Raw genomic sequence first — 21,629 nt, forward strand, 5'->3', positions numbered from 1 at the left:
AGCTGCCGTTGTTACCGATTTAGCGGGCAGCCCGCTTATTTTTCCACCTGGGTCACATCACGCACCGCACCAGTGTCGGCGCTGGTGGTCATGGCCGCGTAGGCGCGCAGGGCGGCGCTGACCGGGCGCTGGCGATCCACCGGTTTCCAGGCGTCACGGCCACGTGCTTCCATGGCGGCGCGACGGGCAGCCAGTGCCTCGTCGCTGACGGCCAGGCGGATGCCGCGGTTGGGGATGTCGATCTCGATGGTGTCACCCTCTTCCACCAGACCAATTGCACCGCCTTCGGCTGCTTCCGGCGATACGTGGCCGATGGACAGGCCGGAAGTACCACCGGAGAAACGGCCATCGGTCAGCAGCGCGCAGGCCTTGCCCAAGCCCTTGGACTTGAGATAGCTGGTGGGGTAAAGCATTTCCTGCATGCCAGGGCCGCCCTTGGGGCCTTCGTAGCGGATGACCACCACGTCGCCAGCCACAATCTTGTCGTCCAGGATGGCAGCAACGGCGTCATCCTGACTTTCGAAGATGCGGGCACGGCCGGTGAACTTGAGGATGGAGTCATCCACACCAGCGGTTTTCACGATGCAGCCACGCTCGGCGATATTGCCGTACAGCACGGCCAGGCCACCATCCTGCGAGTAGGCATTGGCCTTGTCGCGGATGCAGCCACCGGCACGGTCATCATCCACGCCCGGGTAGCGCATGGACTGGGAGAAGGCGATGGTGGTGGGCACGCCGCCCGGTGCTGCACGGTAGAAGCGGCGGGCTTCGCTGTCTTCGCCATGACGCATGATGTCCCAGGCTTCCAGCCCCTCGGCCAGCGTCTTGCTATGGATGGTGGGCACATCGCGGTGGATCAGGCCGGCACGGTCCAGTTCGGACAGAATGGCCACCACGCCACCAGCGCGGTGCACGTCTTCCATATGATATTTCTGCGTGGCCGGGGCTACCTTGGACAGGCAGGGCACCGAACGCGAGATGCGGTCGATGTCGGCCATCTTGAAGTCGACACCGGCTTCGCTGGCGGCAGCCAGCAGGTGCAGCACGGTATTGGTGGAGCCGCCCATGGCCACGTCCAGGCTCATGGCGTTTTCAAAAGCCTGCTTGCTGCCGATGGCGCGCGGCAGCACGCTGGCGTCGTCCTGTTCGTAATAACGCTTGGTGATGTCAACGATCAGGCGACCGGCGCGCAGGAACAGTTCCTTGCGGTCGGCATGGGTGGCCACCAGGCTGCCGTTGCCGGGCAGCGACAGACCCAGGGCTTCGGTCAGACAGTTCATCGAGTTGGCGGTGAACATGCCGGAGCAGGAGCCGCAAGTCGGACAGGCCGAACGCTCAACCCGCTCCACATCTTCATTGGAAATGGCGCTGTTGGCCGCTTCCACCATGGCGTCCACCAGGTCGAGCTTGCGGATGTCGTTGCCCCACTGCACCTTGCCCGCTTCCATCGGGCCACCGGAAACAAAAATCACCGGAATGTTCAGGCGCATGGCAGCCATCAGCATGCCGGGGGTGATCTTGTCGCAGTTGGAGATGCACACCAGCGCGTCGGCACAGTGGGCATTCACCATGTATTCCACGCTGTCGGCAATCAGGTCGCGGCTGGGCAGGCTGTACAGCATGCCGCCGTGGCCCATGGCGATGCCGTCGTCGATGGCGATGGTGTTGAATTCCTTGGCCACACCGCCGGCGCGTTCGATTTCACGCGCTACCAGCTGTCCCATATTGTGCAGGTGGACATGGCCGGGCACGAATTGGGTGAAGCTGTTGGCAATGGCGATGATGGGCTTGCCAAAATCCTCGTCTTTCATGCCGGTAGCACGCCACAGAGCGCGGGCACCCGCCATGTTGCGGCCGGCGGTGGAGGTTTTGGAACGGTATTGGGGCATGTCTTGTTTCCTTGATGATCAGATGCTTGCAGAGCGCATTGCCACTGACCGCGCCTGTGTTGCAGGCAGGTCTGCCCTCTCCCGGGTGCCGCTGGATCGGGCTGGCCGCAATCTGTCATGGTAATGACAGGACGCGGCGGAACGCATTCCGTATAATTTCGTCCATATTCTTTTACCGCAAACGCACCGACCTGACAAATGATCGTTCATCCGCAGTTCGACCCCGTCGCCATTCACCTGGGCCCGCTGGCCATTCACTGGTATGGCTTGATGTACCTGCTGGGCTTTGGCCTGTTCCTGTTGCTGGGCAATTACCGCATCCGCCAAGGCCATGCTTTTCTCACCTCAAAACTGCTGGACGACCTGCTGATGTATGGCGTGCTGGGCGTGGTGATTGGCGGACGCCTGGGTGAAGTGCTGTTTTACGAACCCGGCTACTACTTCAGCCACCCGGCGGAAATCTTCATGGTATGGAAGGGTGGCATGTCCTTCCACGGTGGTTTCCTCGGTGTGCTGGTGGGCATGGCCTTGTTTGCCCGCAAGCAGCAACGCAGTTTCTGGGAGCTGACCGACTTCATCGCCCCGCTGGTGCCGCTGGGTCTGGCCGCCGGGCGTATCGGCAACTTCATCAATGGCGAGCTGTGGGGCCGGGTAGCCAGCCCTGACCTGCCCTGGGCGATGCTGTTTCCTTCCGCCAGGGCCAATGATCTGGCCGAGGGCCAGACATCATCCGATCTGTTGAACATGCTGATGCAGTACGGCGCGCTGCCGCGTCACCCCTCGCAGCTGTATGAGTTTTTGCTGGAAGGCATCGCCCTGTTTGCCGTGCTGTGGATCTACAGCAGCAAGCCGCGTGCGCGGGGGCAGGTGTCAGCGGTGTTCCTGATCGGTTACGGTCTGGCACGCTTTGTCAGCGAGTTTTTCCGCAATCCGGATGCCGGCATCTTCGGCCAGTCCTACACCATCAGCATGGGCCAGTGGCTGAGCCTGCCGATGATTGTTATCGGCGTGGTGTTGCTGGTCTGGTTCGGCAAACGCCAGCAGCGCTAGGCTATAATTGCCGCTGGCAGTCTTTTGCCTGCCACTGTGGTTTATCAATAAAGCCAGTCATCGACTGGCTTTTATTTGTCCTGCGGCCTTTTGCCCGCACAGATAAGGAATACCAGGCATGAAAACCCTCAAACTCACGCTGGCCACGGCATTGCTGGCCGTCTCCGCCCTGGCCTCGGCCGAAGAAGCCGTGCTGAAAGTCTCCGCCATTCCGGATGAAGCCCCGACCGAGTTGCAGCGCAAGTTTGCCCCGCTAGGCCAGTATCTGGAAAAAGAGTTGGGCATGAAGGTGCAGTTTGTGCCGGTGACCGACTACGCCGCGGTGGTGACCGCACTCAATAGCGACAAGATCGACATGGCCTGGCTGGGTGGCTTTACCTTTGTGCAGGCCAGCCTGCATGGCAAGGTGGTGCCGCTGGTACAGCGCGAGGAAGACAGCAAGTTCACCTCCAAATTCATCGTCAATGCCGCCGTGGGCGCCAAGTCGCTGAAGGATCTCAAGGGCAAGAGCTTTGCCTTTGGCTCGGCCTCCTCCACTTCGGGCCACCTGATGCCGCGTTACTTCCTGCAAAAGGAAGGCATCAAACCGGAAACCTTCTTCAAGAATGTAGCTTACTCCGGCGCGCATGACGCCACCGTGGCCTGGGTGGCCTCCGGCAAGGTGGATGCCGGTGCGCTCAATGCCTCGGTATGGGACAAGCTGGTAGCAAGTGGCAAGGTAGACAGCAGCAAGGTGAAACTGCTGGCCACCAGCCCAACCTTCTACGACTACAACTGGACAGTGCGCGGCAATCTGGACAAGAAGCTGCAGGCACGCATTACCGCCGCCTTCCTCAAGCTGGATGCCAAGAACCCGGAACAGAAAGCCATCCTGGAGCTGCAACGCGCCAGCCGCTTCATTCCCACCAAGGCTGACAACTACAAGGGCATCGAGGCAGCAGCTGAAGCGGCAGGCCTGCTCAAGTGAGCCTGCTGTTTGACGGTGTCAGCCTGCAGCTAGGCGGCGTGGATGTGCTGCGCGACATCAGGCTGGAGCTGGCCGGCGGCGAACAGGCAGCGCTGATCGGCCCTTCCGGGGCCGGCAAAACCTCCCTGCTGCTGCTGGCCGCCACGCGCTACCGCCCAAGCCAGGGCAGCCTGAGCGTGCTGGGTGACAACCCATGGCATTTGTCGGCACGCTGGCTGCGGCGGCTGCGCAGCCGCATCGGCATGGTCTACCAGGCAGCCCCGCTGCCAGCCCGCCAGCGGGTGATCCACAGCGTGGCAGCCGGCAAGCTGGGCCAATATGGCGGCCTGGCCGCCCTGACCCGCCTGCTGTGGCCGAATGACGGCGCGGCAGTGCAGGATTGCCTGCAGCGGCTAGCGCTGGCCGACAAGCTATGGCAACGCTGTGATCAGTTGTCCGGTGGCCAACGCCAGCGGGTCGGCATTGCCCGCGTGCTGTATCAGCAGGCCGATCTGCTGCTTGCGGATGAGCCGGTGGCCGCGCTGGACCCCAGGCTGGCGGAAGACACCATCAGCCTGCTGGTGGCAGAAGCCCACGCACGCCAGGCCAGCCTGCTGGTCAGCCTGCATTCGGTGGAACTGGCGCTGGCCCATTTCCCGCGCATCATCGGGGTGCGTGATGGCCAGATCATGTTTGATCTGCCACGCGAGCAGGTTCATCCCGGTGTGGTAAGCGCGCTCTATGCCGGCGAAAGGCTGGCCGAGCCGGCAGCTACGCCACCGGCAGCCAGCGTCAGCCAGGGCTTGCGATGCTGACCCCCCATCCACGCGATCCGGCCCGCTGGCCGCGCTTGTTCACCCTGCTGCTGTGCCTGGCCTTGCTGGCACCCAGCTTCAGCCTGACCCAGTTCAATCCCGCCACGCTGGCCAATCCCGATAGCTGGCGCACCATGGCCGGTTTTGTCGCCGGCTTTTTCCCGCTATCCACCCAAGGCAGTTTTCTGCTGGATGTGGCACGCGAAACCATCACCACGCTGGCCAGTGCCACCGCCGGTATTGCGCTGGCCATGCTGCTGGGCGCACCGCTGGCCTTTGTCACCAGCCGTGCGCTGGATCGCCAGGCGCTGGCGGTCGAATCGGCGCTGGCGGGTATCGAACTGCTCAAATCACTGCTGCGCGGACTGATGGTGATCTTGCGCGGCATTCCGGAAATCGTCTGGGCACTGCTGTTTGTGCGGGCTGCGGGCCTGGGCAGCCTGCCGGCGGTGCTGGCCATCGGTCTGGCCTATGGCGGCATGCTGGGCAAGGTGTATGCCGAGATTCTGGAATCCCAGCCGCGCGAACTGGCTGGCGCACTGCATCTGCAAGGTGCCAGCCGCTGGCAGTGCCTGCTGTATGGCCTGTGGCCGCAAGCCCTCCCCGAACTGGTCAGCTACAGCGTTTACCGCTGGGAATGCGCCATCCGCGCCTCGGCGGTGATGGGTTTTGTTGGTGCTGGAGGCGTGGGCCAGTTACTGGACACCAGCCTGAAAATGCTCAATGGCGGCGAAGTCAGCACCCTGCTCTTGGTTTTCCTGTTGCTGGTGAGCCTGAGCGAAGGCATCAGCCTGCTGTCGCGCCATGCGCTGGAGCGTCCGCATGGTGGCCTGTACCTGCTGGGCAGCGGCCTGCTGGCGGTGGTGGCCAGCGTGCTGTGGCTGCTGCCGGGCTGGCGCGACAGCGGCTTTGATCTGTCCGCCATTGCACGCTTCAGCCATGACTTTTTCCCGCCGGATGGCAACATGCTGGCCGAGCTGGCCCATGGCACGCTGGAAACGCTGGCCATGTCGGCACTGGGTACGGTACTGGCTTTTGCTGTGGCGGCGGTACTGGCGATGCCGGCTGCCGGGCGCTTTGGCAGTGCCGCCAAATGGGCTAGCCGTCTGCTGCTTAACCTGCTGCGCGGGGTGCCGGATCTGCTATGGGCCTCGATAGCGGTGCTGGCTGTCGGGCTGGGCCCGGCTGCCGGGGTGCTGGCGCTGGCCTTGCACACTGCCGGCGTGCTGGGGCGGCTGTTTGCCGAGACGCTGGAAAATGCCGATCACGCGCCAGAACTGGCCCTGCGCCAGGCCGGGGCCAGCCGGGTGCTGGCTTTTGCCTACGGCCTGCTGCCGACGGTATTTAGCCAATGGGTGGCCTATACCCTGTACCGCTGGGAAAACAATATCCGCATTGCTACAGTGCTGGGCATTGTCGGGGCCGGCGGGCTGGGGCAGCAGCTTTATCTGGCCTTGTCTCTCTTCCAGCAGCACCGGGCTGCCAGCCTGATCATCGCCATGCTGCTACTGTCGTGGGCAGTGGAACAACTCAGCCGTGCCTGGCGACGGCAGATGGACTGAGCGCTGCGCCCGGCCCCACCTGCCTGTGCAAGGGCAGCCACTGTGCTGCCCTTGCTTATTCCATATCCTGATAAAAAATGCATTTTTAATCGTTTTACCTGCTGAGCCACTACACCTAGCATGGAGGCCATTCACAGCAGCACCTACCGGTACTGACTGTCATTGTCATCTCACTCCACAAGAGGCTTAGCCATGAAAACCCCTTCCCTGCTACTGGCGCTCACCCTGCTGGGCACTGCCGGCCATGCCCTGGCCGATCGCCTGGACGATATCAAGAAAACTGGCGTACTGCGCGTGGCAGCCTTCGACAGCAACCCGCCGTTTGGCTTTCTGGATGCCAAGACCCACCAGATCAGCGGTCTGGATGTAGAAGTCGCCCAGGCCATTGCCAAGAAACTCCAGGTCAAGCTGGAGCTGGTGCCCACCAATCCGGCCAATCGCATTCCGCTGCTGGTGGCGGGCAAGGCCGACCTGGTGGCCGCCAACTTCACCGTCACCGATGAGCGCAAGAAGCAGGTGGACTTCAGCCTGCCCTACTTTGCTTCCGGTCAGCAGTTCATCGCTCGCAAAGGCAGCCTGAGCAAGCCGGAACAACTGGCAGGCCTGCGCGTGGGCGTGGACAAGGGCACCACCCAGGAAATCTATCTGCGCGAGAAATACAGCAAGACCACGGTAGTGGCCTACGACGACACCCCGCTGGCCTTCACCGCACTGCGCAATGGCAATGTGCAGGCCATCTCGCAGGACGGCTCCAAGCTGGCAGCACTGCTGGCCAATGCGCCGGATAAGGCCAAGTACGAGCTGGCACCGTTTACCCTCACCCGCGAATACCAGGCCATCGGTCTGCCCAAGGGCGAAGCCCGTCTGACCAAGGTGGTGAACGACACGCTGCTGGAGCTGGAAAAATCCGGCCAAGCACGCAAGATCTATGACCGCTGGTTTGGCCCCAGTACCAAGGCACCGCTGCCGCGTGATTTCAAGATCGGCGACGCCGTCTGATTTCACCCGGACACGCCAACCGGCCTGCGCACCTGTCGCACAGGCCGGCTTTCTGCATTTTCATCCCCCTTACTAAAAAGACGGACTAATGACTCCACCCTCCTGGCTGGGACAAGGCTGGCTGGCTCCGCATTATCTGGGCTGGCTGCTGCATGGTGCCGCCATGACTGCCGCACTGGCACTGTGTGTCAGTCTGGCAGCCACTCTGCTGGGCATCCTGCTGTGCGCAGCACAGGATAGCCGGCAACGCTGGCTGCGATGGCCTGCCCGTCTGTTTTGCAGCCTGCATCGCAACACGCCGCTGCTGGTGCAGGTCTTGCTATGGTATTTCGGGGCTGGCGGCTTGCTGCCGGATGCCGCCATGCAATGGCTGAACACCCCGCATCAATGGGCACTGCCACTGGGCTTCAGCCTGGGCTGGCCCCCTTTCGAATGGCTGGCCGCCTGGCTGGCGCTGTCGCTGTATTCGGCCTGTTTCATCAGCGCCGAACTGGCCGCCGGGCTAAATACCGTGGCCCGCGGGCAAAGGCTGGCGGCGCGCGCCCTGGGCATGACGGAGTGGCAGATCTTCCGCTACATCGTGCTGCCACAAGCGCTGCGGGTGATTCGCCAGCCGCTGCTGGGCCAGTACACCGCGGTGATCAAGAACACCTCGCTGACCATGGCCATTGGCGTGGCGGAGCTGTCCTATACCTCGCGTCAGGTGGAAAGCGAAACCCTGCTGGCCTTTCAAGCCTTTGCCGTGGCCACTGCGCTCTACCTGTTGCTGGTGATCGCCACCCAGCTGGCCGGTAGCCGGCACGCCGCCGAGGGCCGTATCCGATGATGCTGACCTTGCTGCAAGACAATCTGGACTATCTGCTATGGGGTAATCTGGTGCATGGCCAGCCGGGTGGACTGCTGCTCACCGTTGGCATCAGCCTGGCTGCCGGCGTGCTGGCCACGCTGGGCGGCCTGGCCGGTGGTATTGCCCTCACCATGGGCGGCCCGCGCCTGAAGCGCAGCCTGACCCTGCTGGTGCAGCTACTGCGTGCCATCCCGGTGCTGATGCTGATTTTCTGGTGCTACTTTTTGCTGCCCATCCTGTTTGGCATCGACATCCCCGGCGTACTGACGGTGATTGCCGCTCTGGCGCTGATCAATGCCGCCTATCTGAGCCAGTCGGTGCTGGCCGGAATTGAGGGCATAGGCAAGGGTCAATGGCTGGCTGGTGCGGCACTGGGCATGACGCGCTGGCAGACGCTGCGTTACGTCATCCTGCCGCCGGCCTTGCGCCATATGCTGCCCTCCTTCGTCAACCAGTGGATCACCCTGCTGAAAGACAGCTCGCTGGCGTATGTGGTTGGTGTAGCCGAATTCACCTTTGTTGCCACCCAGATCAACAACCGCGAGCAGGTTTACCCCTTGCAGATATTCGGCATTGTCGCCCTTGCCTACCTGCTGCTGTGCGCCACGCTGGAATGGACCGGACGCCGGCTGATGGCAGCTGAGCCCTGATTTGCATGGTTTTACCTGCTGTCTGGCATTTCCCCCATAGCCCCGGTCATACAATCGGTACAGACACACCGGCTACGTAAAACAGAAACCCCTGCACATTTTCCCGACTTGCATGCGCCGCGGTACCGGCTGCGGCGCGATGCCACGCCATCGGCTACACTGCAAAGGGCTTCATGCCGCACCTTTGCAAGGGGACACACATGCACGTCAAGGTTCTGGGATCATCATCCGGCTATGGCCAGGCGATGCGCACCACCTGTTTTCTGGTGGACGCCAACTGCCTGCTCGATTGTGGCAGCGGCATTGTCGATCTCGACACGCAAGCCCTATTGCAAATCGAAACGGTCTTGCTCACGCACAGTCATCTGGATCACTGCAGCGGCCTGCCGCTGCTGGCCGATACCCATATCAGCCACGGCGGACGCGGCGTGGATGTGTATACCCAGCAGGAAACCATCGATGCGTTGAAACAGCAGATGTTTGGCAGCCAGCAATGGCCGGACTACACCAAGGCAGCGCCGGGCAATGTGCCTTGGCTACGACTGCATGCAGTGGAAGTGGGAGATGCGGTTTCCTTGCCGGACGGTATTGCTACCGCCTTGCCAGCAGAACACAACGTGCCGGCTGTCGGCTGGCTGCTGGAAGGCCCGTGGCGGGCGCTGGCCTTTACCGGAGATTCCGGCCCCTGCCTGGCGTTCTGGCACTGGATCAGCCATGTGCCGTCGCTGACCGATGTCATCTGCGAACTGAGCTATCTCAATGAAAATTCCGCCAAGGCCATGGTGGATGGACACATGTCGCCGGCCCTGCTGATTCCCCTGCTGGAAATCCTGCCGCCCAATGTCCATGTCTGGATCACCCATACCGACAACAGGCAGCGTACACAGATACTGGAGCAGGTTCGCAAGGAGCTGCCATCGCTGCTGCACTTGCATCCGCTGGAACAAGGCATCAGCATCGAGCTGTAAAACAGTCAGCCTTACTCGCCACGACCGTAAATGCGGTTCAGCGGAGCCATGATACGGGCCAGACTACCGTTACGCCGGGTTTGCTCAAAACCCTCGCGCACTTTCTGCACCAGTGCATCGCTGGTATCGCGGTTGAAGACCATGTACAGCGCAGACTCCAGCTCACCCAGCACATACACCGGCTCGATGCCGCTACAGTCCAGACCATGCGGTGCACATTTCGCCAGGCCCAGCGGTACCAGGTCGATGCGCCCGGCCTGCAGCATGGGCAGCAACAGGTCGCTGGAGCTCACCACCATCAGCGGCTTGCCGCCAACATCACTGAAACCCTTGCGCCGCAGATATTCCTCGCGGAAGTCCATATTCACTACGCCAATACGATAGCGGCGGGCATCATCCAGGCTGTGTACCACCACATCGCTGCGACCCTTCTTGCGGAACAGCGCAATGCGGTTGGCCACCAGCGGGCCTATCCATTTGAACTTGTCTTCCCGCTCCGCGGTCCTGGCAATGGGAAACATCAGGGTTCCCGGTTTGCTCAGTGTGGTGGTGTAGATACGCGCCCAGGGTTGGATATCAATCTGGTGCGGCACACGGGCAGCATCCAGAGCAGCCCGCACGGCCTCGGAGCAATAGCCCTGAATGTTGCCATCCTGCCGATAGGAGAAAGGCACGTTTTCTTCAGCCAGCACCGGTAACACCGCGGCCAAAGCGGCATGGCATGCCATCGCCAGACCGCAGCCTGCGGCCAGCCTCCGAATCCTGATACCCATCATCGCTTCATGTCACGGCTCTGCACCGTTGCTGTGTAAATGAAGATGCCGGCCTGAGGACCGGCAGCTGTAATGACGTGAGTATAAGTGTTTCTACCAAAGGCGGATACTCATTCCGTCAGTCGGTGCCCACCACATCAAAACCTGCATCTTCCACCGCTGCCGCCAGTTCCTCCGGAGACACGGTTGCGGCATCGTAAACAATGCTGGCGGCCTTGTCCTGCAGGCTGACTTCGGCACTGCTGACACCGGCCATGGTGGAGAGCACCTTGGTAATGCTGTTGGCGCAGCCACCGCAGGTCATGCCTTCGATTTTCAGTTTCAGTTCACTCATGATGTTTCCTTTGCGTTTATTTCCAACGGCGCAGCAATAATGAGTTGCTGACTACCGACACCGAACTCATGGCCATGGCAGCCCCGGCCAGCACCGGATTCAGCATGCCAAGCGCCGCCAGCGGAATACCCAGCACGTTATAGATAAAGGCAAAAAACAGGTTTTGCCGGATTTTCCCCAACGTGGCGCGTGACAGGCGGATGGCATCGGCTACATGCAGAATATCGCCCTGCATCAGGGTGATGTCCGCCGTTTCAATCGCCACATCCGAACCAGCACCCATGGCAAAGCTGACATCGGCCGCCGCCAGCGCCGGTGCATCATTGACGCCATCGCCCAGCATGGCCACCTTGCGGCCAGCCGCCTGCAACTGCACCACAGCCTCGGCCTTATCCTGCGGCCGCAGTCCGGCCCGATAATCGGTAATGCCGGCCTCGCTGGCAATGGCTGCCGCGGTAGAGGGATTGTCGCCGGTCAGCATGATGACTTGCACCCCCATCTGCTGCAAGGTCTTTACTGCACTCACAGCTCCTGGCCGCAAGGTATCGGCAATCGCCAACAGGCCCAGCAGCCGGGTATCGTCAGCCAGTGCAATCATGCTTTGCCCTGGCAGTGGCCATCCCGCCGGCAAGGCGGCGTTACTGGCCCAGTCAGGCCGCCCCACACGCAGGCTGCCGTAAGCATCGATACTGGCAGTAACGCCCTGACCAACCTCGGCCTGAAAAGCTTGCAAGGGTAGCAAGGCAAGGCCACGCTCTGCGGCCTGCTGCAAGATGGCATGTGCCAGCGGATGCTCGGATCCGCTTTCCACGCTGGCCGCCAGTTGCAGCACGCGGTTTTCATCCCCGTCTGCCGCCCAGATGGCGGTAACCACCGGCCTGCCCTCGGTCAGCGTACCGGTTTTATCCACCACCAGGGTATTGATACGCCCGGCAGTTTCCAGTGCCGCCGCATTGCGGAACAGCACGCCGCGTCCGGCCCCCTTGCCTACGCCCATCATGATGGCTGTAGGTGTGGCCAGGCCCAGTGCACACGGGCAGGCAATCACCAGCACGGCCACTGCACGGATCAAGGCCTGGCTCCAGTCGCCCAGCCACCAGCCATTGAACAACAGGGTAAGCAGGGCGATTGTAGCCACCACCGGGACGAACACACCGGCAATCTGGTCGGCCAGCCGCTGGATCGGCGCTTTCGAACCCTGTGCCAGCCCCACCAGCCGGATGATCTCGGCCAGCTGGGTCTGGCTGCCCACGCTACCGGCACGCACCTTGAGCATGCCCTGCTGGTTGCGTGTGGCGGCATACACTTTGTCGCCGATGGTTTTGCTGATCGGCAGGCTTTCACCGGTGAGCATGCTTTCGTCGATGGCTGCTTGTCCTTCCACCACGACGCCATCCACCGGCAGGCTTTCTCCATGACGTACCACCACCACATCGCCTACCTGCAATTGCTCGACGGCAATATCCTGCAGCTGGCCATCACGCTCGATACGGGCATGGCGTGGTGCCAGCCGGATCAGGCTGGCAATGGCACCTGATGTCTTGCCGCGCGCGCGCGCCTCCAGAAGCTTGCCCAGCAACACCAGCGTAATGACTGCCGCACTGGCTTCAAAATACACATGCTGTTGCTGCCAACCGCTCAGGGTAACCACGGTGGAAAGCAACCAGGCCATGCTGGTACCCAGTGCCACCAGTACATCCATATTGGCACCGCCACTTCTGAGTGCATGCCATGCACCGCGATAAAAGCGCCAGCCGATGATGAACTGCACCGGGGTGGCCAGCGCCAGTTGCAGGCTGCGCGGCAGCATCAGTTGATGCCAACCAAACAACATGGCCAGCATTTCCAGCAGGAAAGGCAGGGTAAGCAGCAGCGCCAAGCCAAACCAGCCCAGTTCGCGGCGATACTGCCGGGCATGCAATTGTTGCAGGTCTTCGCTCCCGGCGTCCTCATGCAGCGTGGCGCTAAAACCGGCCTTGCGCACAGCATGCAGCGCATCGGCAATGGGCAATATGCCGGCGGCAAACTGCAGCTGAGCCGCGCTGGTGGCAAAGTTTACCTGCGCGTTGACCCCCGGCAGCTTGTTAAGCACCTTCTCCAACCGTACCGCACAAGCAGCGCAAGTCATGCCACTGATATCCAGCTGCAACTGTTGCTGTGGCACGCTGAAACCAGCCTTGACGATGGCATCCTGTACTTGCTGCAGGCTGCTGCGTCCAGGCTGATAGTGAATCTGGGCCTGCTCACTGGCAAAACTGACGCTGGCACTGACGCCATCGAGCTTGCCCAATACCTTTTCCAGCCTGGCAGCACAAGCCGCGCAATGCATGCCGGCAATCGGCAGGGTGATCACGGTTTCGGTCATGATGGACTCCTTGATCGCAAGTATATACCCCCAAGGGGTATGTGAAAACCACCATGACACAGCTTTGGCGCATACAAAAAAACCGCAGGGCCTGCGCCTCTGCGGTTGATCGGCAAGACCGGAAGAATCAGATCCAGTTACGGCGGGAAAACAGCCAGATCAAGCCAACGGCAATCGCCGCCATCAGTCCCAGCACAGCAAAATAGCCGTAGTGCCAGTGCAGTTCCGGCATGTTTTCAAAGTTCATGCCGTAAATACCGGCTATCAGCGTGAGTGGCATGAAGATCATGCTGAACACGGTCAGCACTCTCATCTGCAGATTAAGCCGGTGCGACTGGGTGGAAAGGTAGAGATCCAGCATGTCCGCTACCATTTCGCGCGACATTTCCAGTGATTCGATGACATGCATGGTGTGGTCATAAGCATCACGCAGATAGACCTGGGTATCAGGCTGGATCAGCCGGTACTCGCCGCGCATCAGGGTGAGCAGGATTTCACGCAGCGGCAAAATCGAACGCCGCAGTTTCAGGCAGTCGTGCTTCAGGCGCTGCACCTTGTGCAATACGCCCTGCTCGCGCCCATGCAGCAACATCTGGTCGGTGCGCTCCACATGCTCGGTAAACTGGCTGAGCACACCGAAGTAGTCATCGATGATGGCATCGATCAGGCCATAGGCCAGGTAATCCGCACCTTTACTGCGCAAAGAACCGCGACTGCTGCGCAGACGCTCGCGCACGGCTTCAAACACTCCTGTGGGCTTCTCCTGGAAGGAAAGCACGAAATCCTTGCCGATCACCAGATACATCTGGCTGTAGCGCAGGTGCCCACCGTTGGGAGGAAAGTCGAACACCCGCGTGGCAATGAACAGATAGTCGCCGTAGTCTTCCAGCTTGGGCCGTTGCCGGTTATTGAGAATGTCCTCCTGTACCAGCGGGTGCAGGCCGAAACGCTCGCCAATGGCCTGCATCACGCCAGCATCGTGCAGGCCATATACATTCAGCCAGCGCACTGGCTGACTAGACTGGTGGGCCAGCCCTGCGGCCACCGTCTCAAACCGGGTTTCGCACAGCTCCTGTGGGCCGAATTCCAGCAGGGTGATGCTGCTGGCCTCCACTTTGGCGTCCCCGACAGGCAGTAGGGTTCCTGGTGGTTCGCCCAGCGTGGGCACCCGCTGCTTTACCTTGGCATGGCGCATGGTCAGATCTGGCTGATATCAAGCTCGAAACCGACATTCTTCCACTGCAGCACTTCCTGACGGAAGGCGCTGGCTGTCAAGGGATTGTCATTCAGCCAATTCTTACTCACGGTGAGTACAAAACCCTTGGCTGCCGACTTGAGATCCAGCAAGTCAGATAGCGGAATCGCATGGCGGCTGCGATAAAACAGCACCGCCAGCCGCAATGCCACAACCGCCTGCCACAGCACCGGGTCGTGCACCACTTGCTGCATCTTGCCCATGTCACCACGATGACCCAGCACGATGGTGGCCAGCATGGCCTGTTCGCGCTTGGAAAAACCCGGCATGTCTGCATTCTGCAGAATATAGGCCGAGTGCTTGTGATACGCAGTATGAGCAATGGTCAGACCAATTTCATGCAGGCGTGCCGCCCACACCAGGCGCTTGAGCATGTCCTGATCAATATCTTCACCCGCTACCATGCGGTACAGGCGTTCGGCCAGTTGCTGCACGCGCTCGCTCTGTTGCACGTCCACGTGGTAGCGACGCTTGAACAATTGCACCGTGCTTTCGCGCATGTCCTTTTCACGCTGGCGGCCCAGCAGGTCGTACAGCACGCCATCGCGCAGCGCACCTTCGGCCACCGTCATCTTGCTGACGCCAAGTTCTTCGAAGATGGCAATCATGATGGCCAGGCCACCCGGCAGCACAGGCAGCCGGTCCACCTTCAGACCATTGAGGCTGACATTTTTCAGGTTTTCCCGTCTGATCAGCTCCGCGCGCAACTGCAGCATGCCTTCCAGTGTGATATCGGATGCCGACCAGTCGTTGATTTCCAGAATATCGCGCAGGGAACGTGCCGTACCGGAGGTTCCGACTGCCAGTTGCCATTCTTCCGGGCGGTACTCGCTGGAAATACGCTGGATTTCATTGCGGGCGGCCAGTGTGGCATCAGCAAAATTGCTGCGGCTGAGTTTGCCGTCAGCAAAGTAGCGCAGGCTGAAGCTGACGCAGCCAAGCGGCAGGCTTTCCGTTACATGCGCCTTGAACTGGCTGCCGATGACAAACTCGGTGGAGCCGCCGCCGATATCCACCACCAGACGTCTTTCCTTGGTGGCCGGCAGCGAATGCGCGGCACCGATATATACCAGCCGCGCTTCTTCGCGGCCAGCAATGATTTCGATAGGAAACCCCAGCAGAGCCTCGGCCCGCTGGATGAATTCAGCCGAGTTTTTTGCCACCCTCAAGGTATTGGTGCCAACGATCCGAACCTGGGCTTGGCTGAAGCCACGCAGACGCTCACCAAAGCGCGCCATGCAAGCCAGGGCTTTTTCCTGGGTAAGTTCGTCCAGATATTTGTCGGCAGTCAGGCCGGCACCCAGGCGGACTGTTTCTTTCATTGCATCCAGCGGGTATAGCTGGTCTTCGACAACGCGGGAGACTTGCAGACGGAATGTATTGGATCCCAGGTCAACGGTGGCCAGGACATCCGGGGTAGGCAGGGTGGAGGTCAAAGGCAAGCCTTTTCCAATATGGTTTGCTGCGGAGTCAGGGCGGACGGCTGGGTCAGGGCGCTGCTCCGCCATGGATTGTTCAATAAAAAATGGCAGTAACACCCGGGATGTTACCGCCATTTATGCCATTTCGTCATTGCGCTTGATCAGCCGCCCAGCGTTTCCCGCTTGATGGTTTCCAGCGAGGTATGGCGGATATCTTTACCCTTGACCAGATACACCACGTATTCAGAGATGTTTTTGGCATGGTCACCGATACGCTCGATAGCCTTGGAAATGAACAGGGTATCGATAGACATGCTGATGGTGCGCGGATCTTCCATCATGAAGGTGATCAACTGGCGCAGTTCGGCGGCGAAGTCATCATCCAGCCGCATGTCTTCTTCCGCCAGTTCCAGCGCTGCAGTGGCATCCAGCCGGGCAAACGCATCCAGTGCACGGCGCAGCATGGCCAGCGCCACTTCCGCCATCTTGCGGATTTCACGGAAGCGCGGCATCTGGTAACGCTCGGACTGATAAATGGTTTTACCCATGCGGGCGATCTTCTGCGCTTCGTCGCCGATGCGCTCCAGATCGGTAATGGTCTTGATCACGGTAATGATGATGCGCAGGTCGCTGGCGGCCGGCTGGCGGCGGGCGATAATGTGCTGGCAATCGTCATCGATGGTCACTTCCATGGAGTTGACCAGCGCGTCTTCGGCAATCACCTTGTCAAACTTGACGATGTCACCGGACATGAGGGCATCGATAGCAGACAGGATCTGTTGTTCTACCAGGCCACCCATTTGCAGTACGCGGGTGCGGATGGTTTCCAGTTCCATGTCGAACTGCTTGGAGATGTGTTCTGCCATGTCTGCCTCTTGAACGAATCCGGAATTCAGGTAAAGGGGAATGATAAGCCGGCCAGATGACAGGCTGATGACATTTAATCAAAACGGGCCTGTCGTGACAGGCCCGCTTGCTGCTGGAAAACGGCTTAGCGGATGACTTCCACGCCGCTCTGGCGACCCAGTACCAGAATGTCGGCACGACGGCGGGCAAACAGGCCGCAGGTTACGACACCCGCGATGTGGTTGATGGTTTCTTCCAACTCCACTGGCGTGTTGATGGTCAGGCCATGCACATCCAGGATGACGTTGCCATTATCGGTTACCACGCCCTGACGCAGCTCCGGATGGCCACCCAGTGCCACCAGCTGACGTGCTACCGAACTACGCGCCATCGGGATCACCTCGATCGGCAGCGGGAATGCGCCCAGCTTCAGCACATACTTGCTCTCGTCGGCAATGCAGACAAACTGTTCGGCCACGCTGGCAACAATCTTTTCGCGCGTCAGCGCAGCGCCACCGCCCTTGATCATGTGCAGGTGATGGTTGATTTCATCCGCGCCATCGATATACACCTCCAGCTTTTCCACTTCATTCAGCTCAAACACCGGAATATGGTGGGCTTTCAGACGAGCAGTGGAGGCTTCGGAACTGGATACGGCGCCCTTGATGCGGCCCTTGATGGCGGCCAGCTCTTCAATGAAGAGATTGACCGTGCTGCCAGTGCCCACACCGATGATGCAGTCGTCCGGCACGAATTCCAGCGCCTGTTTGGCGACAGCCAGCTTGAGTTGGTCTTGGGTCAGCATGTTGATACCTCCAGCAGTGAGTTCGATTGCACATCCAGCTGCCGATTATCCCACATCGGCTGGCATCTGTCGGGCGAAACGGTATCAGGACAAGGGCATCAGCAGACAGATGGCCTGCGCCTCGATCGCCTCACAGCGCCCCAGATAACCCAGCGTTTCATTGGTTTTGCCCTTCACATTGACCGCACTTTGCGCAACCTCCAGATCGGCGGCAATACAGGCGCACATCGCAGCAATATACGGTGCCAGTTTGGGACGCTGTGCAATCAGCGTAGCATCCACATTTACCACCTGCCAGCCTGCAGCACGAACACGGGCGACTGCCTCACGCAACAGAACGCGGCTATCCGCCCCCTTGAAACCTGCGTCAGTATCCGGGAAATGCCGACCGATATCCCCCAGCGCCGCCGCGCCAAGTACTGCATCGGTGATGGCATGCAGCAGGGCATCGGCGTCGGAGTGGCCCAGCAGGCCATGGCTGTGCGGAATCGTCACCCCGCCCAGAATCAGCGGGCGGCCTTCCACCAGTTGGTGCACATCGTAACCTTGTCCAACTCGAAACATGGAATTCAATCCTTTCGTGAAGCCAGAATCGCCCGGGCCAGTGCCAGGTCGCGCGGGTAGGTCACTTTGAAGTTCTGCGCATCGCCTTCCACCAACCGTGGCTTGTGACCATGCTGCTCGATGGCTGCGGCCTCATCAGTCACCTCCTCCGCCATGCTGCTGGCCAAGGCCTGGCCGAGCAGACCTGCACGGAACATCTGCGGCGTCTGCGCCAGCCACAGGCCCTGACGCGGCACGGTGGAACTGATGCGCCCTTCGGCATCCGCACGCTTGACCGTATCCGGTACCGGCAAGGCCAGCAGGCCGCCCACCGGGTCATCGGCCAGCGTTGCAATCAGGCGCTCTACCGCCGCGACCGACAGGCAGCAGCGCGCGGCATCGTGTACCAGCACCCAGTCTTCGGCACGGGCAGCCATGACTTCCAACCCGTTGCGCACGCTTTCGGCGCGACTGGCACCACCCACCCGATGCACACACAGCTTGGGCAGATCCCAGTCAAAGTCATCAAACCATTCATCACCCGGCGACAGCACCAGCACGACTTCGCTGATGGCCTCCACCTGGCTGAGTGCCTGCAAGGTGTGCCACATCAAGGGACGGCCATTCAGTTGCAGGTACTGCTTGGGGCTGGGGCCGCCAAAGCGGCTGCCGGAGCCCGCTGCCGGCACCAGGGCCAGATAGCGGTTCATGTGGCATCTCCTGCAACCGGGGTTTCCAGCGTATGCCACAGACAGCTGCCCTTCACCGCCTTGTCCAGCTCACCGAGATAGCCCTGATGTGCAGTCAGTTCTTCCGCGCTGGCACGCTTGACCAATAGCGGCTTGCGCTCGAACTGGATGTCACCACCCTGGTTGTTGCCGGCATCCACGTCAATATCCATCACCAGGCTTTCCTGGCCACGGGTCATCCACAGATACACTTCGGACAGCAGCTCGCAGTCGATCAGCGCACCGTGCAGGGTACGGTTGGAGCGGTCGATGTCAAAGCGGTCACACAGGGCATCCAGGCTGTTGCGCTTGCCGGGAAACTGGTCACGGGCCATGGCCAGGGTATCGGTAACCTGGCCAGCCAGTTGTTTGATCTTCGGCAGCCCCAACCGGTCGAACTCGGCATTGAGGAATTTGACGTCAAATGGTGCGTTGTGAATGATCAGTTCGGCATCGCGCATGAAGTCGGCCATCTGCGCGGCCACCTGGGCAAAGCGCGGCTTGCCTTCCAGCGATGCCAGCGAGATACCGTGCACCCGCTCGGCATCCGGGTCGATATCACGTTCCGGATGGATGTAAAGGTGCAGATGCTTGCCGGTCAGCTTGCGGTTGATCATTTCCAGACCGGCAAATTCGATGATGCGATGGCCCTGATCCGGATCGAGGCCGGTGGTTTCAGTATCGAGAATAATCTGTCTCATGCTGCTGCTTTCTGGCTGGCCGGCGTGAACCGGCCACAATCAATAAGGAGGCAAAACTTTTACAGGGTCTCAACGCCACGGTTGGCCAATTGGTCGGCCCGCTCGTTGAATTCATGGCCGGCATGGCCCTTTACCCAACGCCAGTCCACATGGGTATGGCGGTTACGCTCGGCATCCAGCATCTGCCACAGGTCGGCATTTTTTACCGGTTCCTTGGCCGCGGTCTTCCAGCCACGGGCTTTCCAGCCGTGAATCCACTCGGAAATGCCCTTCTGAACATATTGCGAGTCGGTGTAGACCACCACATGGCAGGGTCGGTTCAGTGCCGCCAGGCCACGAATCACCGCCAACAGCTCCATGCGATTGTTGGTGGTGCCGCGCTCGCCGCCAAACAGCTCTTTTTCCTTGCCCTTGAAGCGCAGCAACGCGCCCCAGCCGCCGGGGCCGGGATTGCCCTTGCAGGCACCATCGGTATAAATCTCGACACAATCTTCTGTTGTCATGTTTCTCTTGTTCTGTTGTCCCGGCCCGACACGGGCCGGGCTGATTCAATCTTGCCGGCCTGGCACCTGACGGTGGCTGGACGGCGTTTGTCTATGGCTGGGGTGACGTTCGTTCCCTCCGGCCACAACCAGTCCCTTGGACGGCTTGGCCGTTTTCCAGGTCGGGGTGATCAGGCGCATGCCACGCTGACGCTTGACCGCTTCGATACCGTAGACACCCGCCGCCAGCGGCCACCATCTATCGCCGGCACGCTCCAGAAAGCCAAAACGCTCCAGCCACCCCTGCTGCGACAGTGGCGGCGCATAGGCCATGAAACAGCAGGCCACCGGTTCCAGATCCAACAATTTCAGCCAGTCGCGAATACGGATCAAGGGGAAAAAATTGCCACGCCACGGGGTATCCGCCCGACCCTGGATCAGGCGTCGCACTCCCCATAGCGATACCGGATTAAAGCCGGTTATCAGCAAGCGGCCTTCCGGCACCAGCACCCGTTCCACCTCACGCAGAACCTGATGCGGCTCGGTGGTAAAATCCAGCAGATGAGGCATGACCAGCAAATCCAGACTGCGTGATTCAAACGGCATTTGTGCCGGGTGGCAGATGATTTGCGCCTTGCCGCCTTCAGCTGCCCGGCACTGCCAGGGAATGCGGTTGGCAGTCAGGAAGTCCACTTCGGGCAGGCCCATCTGTACAGCATGAAAACCGAAAATATCGGCGACCGCCCGATCGAAAAATGCCTGTTCACACTGCAGCAGGTAATGTCCCAGCTCGGTCGTGGTCAGCCACGTGGAAAACGCTTGCATCATTGAAGGAGTCCGATCCGACCATGTTTACCGTTACCCCCGTTCGGGCATTTGCCGACAATTATATCTGGGTTTTGCAACAGGGCACCGGTGCACTTGCAGTTGACCCTGGCGAGGCGGCACCGCTGATTGCGTTTCTGGATCAACGCGGGCTGGCATTGCAAACCATACTCATCACCCACCATCATGCTGACCATTGCGGTGGTCTGGCCGAACTGTTGCAACGCTGGCCACAGGCGCAGGTTTACGGACCGCCAGGCATTGCCGGCGTCAATCAGCCGGTCATGGAAGGGGCAAGCGTGCACTGGCACGACTATGCATTTGATGTCCTGGCGCTACCCGGTCACACCCTGGATCATCTGGGCTACTACGGACACGGCCAGCTGTTTTGCGGCGACACCTTGTTTGGTGCAGGCTGTGGCAGGCTGTTTGAAGGCAGCCCGGCCCAGATGCTGGCCTCACTGGACAAGCTGGCAGCACTGCCGGATACCACCCGTTTCTATCCGGCACATGAATACACCTTGTCCAACCTCAAATTTGCCTTGGCCGTAGAGCCGGACAATGACGAAATCCAGCTGCGGCAGTTGCTGGATCAAAAGCAGATTGCCATGGGGCTGCCTACCCTGCCGACCGAGCTGGGACTGGAGAAAACCACCAATCCCTTCATGCGTAGCGACATTGCCAGCGTGCAGTACACAGCCAGCCGCCATGCCGGGCAACACTTGTCCCAGCGCGTGGAGGTGTTTACCGTGTTGCGCGAATGGAAAAACAATTTTCGCTGACATGCATTACGGGTAGATCATTCTTGCCAAAAGGCTGACTGGT

At 60.4% G+C, this 21,629-nt stretch carries 22 protein-coding genes; 9 read left to right on the top strand and 13 right to left on the bottom strand.

All coding sequences use genetic code 11. The features are described 5' to 3' along the window. Positions 1-35: 35 nt before the first annotated feature. Complete coding sequence (gene ilvD, locus GSR16_RS15410) at positions 36-1,889, bottom strand: dihydroxy-acid dehydratase (RefSeq protein WP_159878905.1); 1,854 nt, start codon at positions 1,887-1,889, stop codon at positions 36-38. A gap of 198 nt (positions 1,890-2,087) precedes the next feature. Here ilvD and lgt point away from each other — a divergent pair, with 198 nt between their 5' ends. The 8 genes from lgt to GSR16_RS15450 all read left to right on the top strand — a co-directional run bounded on the left by lgt (position 2,088) and on the right by GSR16_RS15450 (position 9,726). Beyond that, entirely contained in the window at positions 2,088-2,939 is an 852-nt protein-coding gene (gene lgt / locus GSR16_RS15415) for a prolipoprotein diacylglyceryl transferase (RefSeq protein ID WP_159878907.1), read from the top strand. Positions 2,940-3,057: 118 nt separating this feature from the next. Next, positions 3,058-3,906: a putative selenate ABC transporter substrate-binding protein gene (locus tag GSR16_RS15420; RefSeq protein ID WP_159878909.1), complete on the top strand. Its 849-nt coding sequence runs from the start codon at positions 3,058-3,060 to the stop codon at positions 3,904-3,906. After that, complete coding sequence (locus GSR16_RS15425) at positions 3,903-4,700, top strand: phosphonate ABC transporter ATP-binding protein (protein WP_159878911.1); 798 nt, start codon at positions 3,903-3,905, stop codon at positions 4,698-4,700. The genes GSR16_RS15420 and GSR16_RS15425 overlap by 4 nt, the downstream gene beginning before the upstream one ends. After that, positions 4,694-6,262, top strand: coding sequence for a phosphonate ABC transporter, permease protein PhnE (gene phnE / locus GSR16_RS15430; RefSeq protein WP_240902509.1), 1,569 nt, complete (start codon positions 4,694-4,696; stop codon positions 6,260-6,262). The genes GSR16_RS15425 and phnE overlap by 7 nt, the downstream gene beginning before the upstream one ends. A gap of 192 nt (positions 6,263-6,454) precedes the next feature. Then, positions 6,455-7,261 carry an ABC transporter substrate-binding protein gene (locus GSR16_RS15435; protein WP_159878913.1) on the top strand — a complete coding sequence of 269 codons (807 nt, stop codon included), beginning with the start codon at positions 6,455-6,457 and terminating at the stop codon, positions 7,259-7,261. Between the two features lie 88 nt (positions 7,262-7,349). Then, positions 7,350-8,087, top strand: coding sequence for an amino acid ABC transporter permease (locus tag GSR16_RS15440; RefSeq protein WP_167522561.1), 738 nt, complete (start codon positions 7,350-7,352; stop codon positions 8,085-8,087). Continuing rightward, complete coding sequence (locus GSR16_RS15445) at positions 8,084-8,758, top strand: amino acid ABC transporter permease (protein ID WP_159878915.1); 675 nt, start codon at positions 8,084-8,086, stop codon at positions 8,756-8,758. Before GSR16_RS15440 ends, GSR16_RS15445 begins: the two co-directional genes overlap by 4 nt. A gap of 200 nt (positions 8,759-8,958) precedes the next feature. Next, positions 8,959-9,726: a 3',5'-cyclic-nucleotide phosphodiesterase gene (locus GSR16_RS15450; RefSeq protein WP_159878917.1), complete on the top strand. Its 768-nt coding sequence runs from the start codon at positions 8,959-8,961 to the stop codon at positions 9,724-9,726. Positions 9,727-9,737: 11 nt separating this feature from the next. Here the strand turns inward: GSR16_RS15450 and GSR16_RS15455 are convergent, their stop codons facing one another. The 12 genes from GSR16_RS15455 to GSR16_RS15510 all read right to left on the bottom strand — a co-directional run bounded on the left by GSR16_RS15455 (position 9,738) and on the right by GSR16_RS15510 (position 20,807). Then, the gene (locus GSR16_RS15455) at positions 9,738-10,454 is read right to left on the bottom strand and encodes a substrate-binding periplasmic protein (RefSeq protein ID WP_159878919.1); all 717 of its coding nucleotides are present in this window, start codon (positions 10,452-10,454) and stop codon (positions 9,738-9,740) included. A 163-nt stretch (positions 10,455-10,617) separates the two neighbouring features. Beyond that, positions 10,618-10,833 carry a heavy-metal-associated domain-containing protein gene (locus GSR16_RS15460; RefSeq protein WP_159878921.1) on the bottom strand — a complete coding sequence of 72 codons (216 nt, stop codon included), beginning with the start codon at positions 10,831-10,833 and terminating at the stop codon, positions 10,618-10,620. A 16-nt stretch (positions 10,834-10,849) separates the two neighbouring features. Next, complete coding sequence (locus GSR16_RS15465; protein ID WP_159878923.1) at positions 10,850-13,198, bottom strand: heavy metal translocating P-type ATPase; 2,349 nt, start codon at positions 13,196-13,198, stop codon at positions 10,850-10,852. Between the two features lie 127 nt (positions 13,199-13,325). Continuing rightward, the gene (corA, locus tag GSR16_RS15470) at positions 13,326-14,393 is read right to left on the bottom strand and encodes a magnesium/cobalt transporter CorA (protein ID WP_159878925.1); all 1,068 of its coding nucleotides are present in this window, start codon (positions 14,391-14,393) and stop codon (positions 13,326-13,328) included. 2 nt (positions 14,394-14,395) lie between these two features. Continuing rightward, positions 14,396-15,895: an exopolyphosphatase gene (ppx, locus tag GSR16_RS15475; protein ID WP_240902510.1), complete on the bottom strand. Its 1,500-nt coding sequence runs from the start codon at positions 15,893-15,895 to the stop codon at positions 14,396-14,398. Between the two features lie 140 nt (positions 15,896-16,035). Further along, positions 16,036-16,740, bottom strand: a complete 705-nt coding sequence (gene phoU, locus GSR16_RS15480) for a phosphate signaling complex protein PhoU (RefSeq protein WP_159878929.1) — start codon at positions 16,738-16,740, stop codon at positions 16,036-16,038. A 125-nt stretch (positions 16,741-16,865) separates the two neighbouring features. Further along, a complete protein-coding gene (rpiA, locus tag GSR16_RS15485) occupies positions 16,866-17,525 on the bottom strand; it encodes a ribose-5-phosphate isomerase RpiA (RefSeq protein WP_159878931.1) in 660 nt (219 codons plus the stop codon). 84 nt (positions 17,526-17,609) lie between these two features. Continuing rightward, the gene (gene ispF / locus GSR16_RS15490) at positions 17,610-18,089 is read right to left on the bottom strand and encodes a 2-C-methyl-D-erythritol 2,4-cyclodiphosphate synthase (RefSeq protein WP_159878933.1); all 480 of its coding nucleotides are present in this window, start codon (positions 18,087-18,089) and stop codon (positions 17,610-17,612) included. Between the two features lie 5 nt (positions 18,090-18,094). Then, complete coding sequence (ispD, locus tag GSR16_RS15495) at positions 18,095-18,778, bottom strand: 2-C-methyl-D-erythritol 4-phosphate cytidylyltransferase (RefSeq protein ID WP_159878935.1); 684 nt, start codon at positions 18,776-18,778, stop codon at positions 18,095-18,097. Then, positions 18,775-19,497 (bottom strand): DNA polymerase III subunit epsilon, encoded by a 723-nt coding sequence (dnaQ, locus tag GSR16_RS15500; protein WP_159878937.1) that lies wholly within the window; start codon positions 19,495-19,497, stop codon positions 18,775-18,777. Before dnaQ ends, ispD begins: the two co-directional genes overlap by 4 nt. 59 nt (positions 19,498-19,556) lie before the next feature. Continuing rightward, a complete protein-coding gene (rnhA, locus tag GSR16_RS15505; RefSeq protein WP_159878939.1) occupies positions 19,557-20,000 on the bottom strand; it encodes a ribonuclease HI in 444 nt (147 codons plus the stop codon). Positions 20,001-20,045: 45 nt separating this feature from the next. Next, a complete protein-coding gene (locus GSR16_RS15510) occupies positions 20,046-20,807 on the bottom strand; it encodes a class I SAM-dependent methyltransferase (RefSeq protein ID WP_159878941.1) in 762 nt (253 codons plus the stop codon). A 20-nt stretch (positions 20,808-20,827) separates the two neighbouring features. Here GSR16_RS15510 and gloB point away from each other — a divergent pair, with 20 nt between their 5' ends. Then, on the top strand, positions 20,828-21,586 hold the full coding sequence (gloB, locus tag GSR16_RS15515; RefSeq protein WP_159878943.1) for a hydroxyacylglutathione hydrolase: 759 nt from the start codon (positions 20,828-20,830) through the stop codon (positions 21,584-21,586). Positions 21,587-21,629: the final 43 nt, after the last annotated feature.

This window comes from Aquitalea denitrificans (assembly GCF_009856625.1).
Lineage (GTDB): Bacteria > Pseudomonadota > Gammaproteobacteria > Burkholderiales > Chromobacteriaceae > Aquitalea > Aquitalea denitrificans.

Excerpts from the sequence above, each read along its gene's own strand:
- GSR16_RS15510 (WP_159878941.1), bottom strand. The coding sequence starts at position 20,807 with ATGATGCAAGCGTTTTCCACGTGGCTGACCACGACCGAGCTGGGACAT.
- GSR16_RS15455 (WP_159878919.1), bottom strand. The coding sequence starts at position 10,454 with ATGGCATGCCATGCCGCTTTGGCCGCGGTGTTACCGGTGCTGGCTGAA.
- GSR16_RS15445 (WP_159878915.1), top strand. The coding sequence starts at position 8,084 with ATGATGCTGACCTTGCTGCAAGACAATCTGGACTATCTGCTATGGGGT.
- ilvD (WP_159878905.1), bottom strand. The coding sequence starts at position 1,889 with ATGCCCCAATACCGTTCCAAAACCTCCACCGCCGGCCGCAACATGGCG.
- ispF (WP_159878933.1), bottom strand. The coding sequence starts at position 18,089 with ATGTTTCGAGTTGGACAAGGTTACGATGTGCACCAACTGGTGGAAGGC.
- GSR16_RS15450 (WP_159878917.1), top strand. The coding sequence starts at position 8,959 with ATGCACGTCAAGGTTCTGGGATCATCATCCGGCTATGGCCAGGCGATG.
- dnaQ (WP_159878937.1), bottom strand. The coding sequence starts at position 19,497 with ATGAGACAGATTATTCTCGATACTGAAACCACCGGCCTCGATCCGGAT.
- GSR16_RS15440 (WP_167522561.1), top strand. The coding sequence starts at position 7,350 with ATGACTCCACCCTCCTGGCTGGGACAAGGCTGGCTGGCTCCGCATTAT.
- GSR16_RS15465 (WP_159878923.1), bottom strand. The coding sequence starts at position 13,198 with ATGACCGAAACCGTGATCACCCTGCCGATTGCCGGCATGCATTGCGCG.
- ispD (WP_159878935.1), bottom strand. The coding sequence starts at position 18,778 with ATGAACCGCTATCTGGCCCTGGTGCCGGCAGCGGGCTCCGGCAGCCGC.
- gloB (WP_159878943.1), top strand. The coding sequence starts at position 20,828 with ATGTTTACCGTTACCCCCGTTCGGGCATTTGCCGACAATTATATCTGG.
- GSR16_RS15420 (WP_159878909.1), top strand. The coding sequence starts at position 3,058 with ATGAAAACCCTCAAACTCACGCTGGCCACGGCATTGCTGGCCGTCTCC.
- phnE (WP_240902509.1), top strand. The coding sequence starts at position 4,694 with ATGCTGACCCCCCATCCACGCGATCCGGCCCGCTGGCCGCGCTTGTTC.
- GSR16_RS15460 (WP_159878921.1), bottom strand. The coding sequence starts at position 10,833 with ATGAGTGAACTGAAACTGAAAATCGAAGGCATGACCTGCGGTGGCTGC.
- phoU (WP_159878929.1), bottom strand. The coding sequence starts at position 16,740 with ATGGCAGAACACATCTCCAAGCAGTTCGACATGGAACTGGAAACCATC.
- GSR16_RS15435 (WP_159878913.1), top strand. The coding sequence starts at position 6,455 with ATGAAAACCCCTTCCCTGCTACTGGCGCTCACCCTGCTGGGCACTGCC.
- lgt (WP_159878907.1), top strand. The coding sequence starts at position 2,088 with ATGATCGTTCATCCGCAGTTCGACCCCGTCGCCATTCACCTGGGCCCG.
- rpiA (WP_159878931.1), bottom strand. The coding sequence starts at position 17,525 with ATGCTGACCCAAGACCAACTCAAGCTGGCTGTCGCCAAACAGGCGCTG.
- corA (WP_159878925.1), bottom strand. The coding sequence starts at position 14,393 with ATGCGCCATGCCAAGGTAAAGCAGCGGGTGCCCACGCTGGGCGAACCA.
- rnhA (WP_159878939.1), bottom strand. The coding sequence starts at position 20,000 with ATGACAACAGAAGATTGTGTCGAGATTTATACCGATGGTGCCTGCAAG.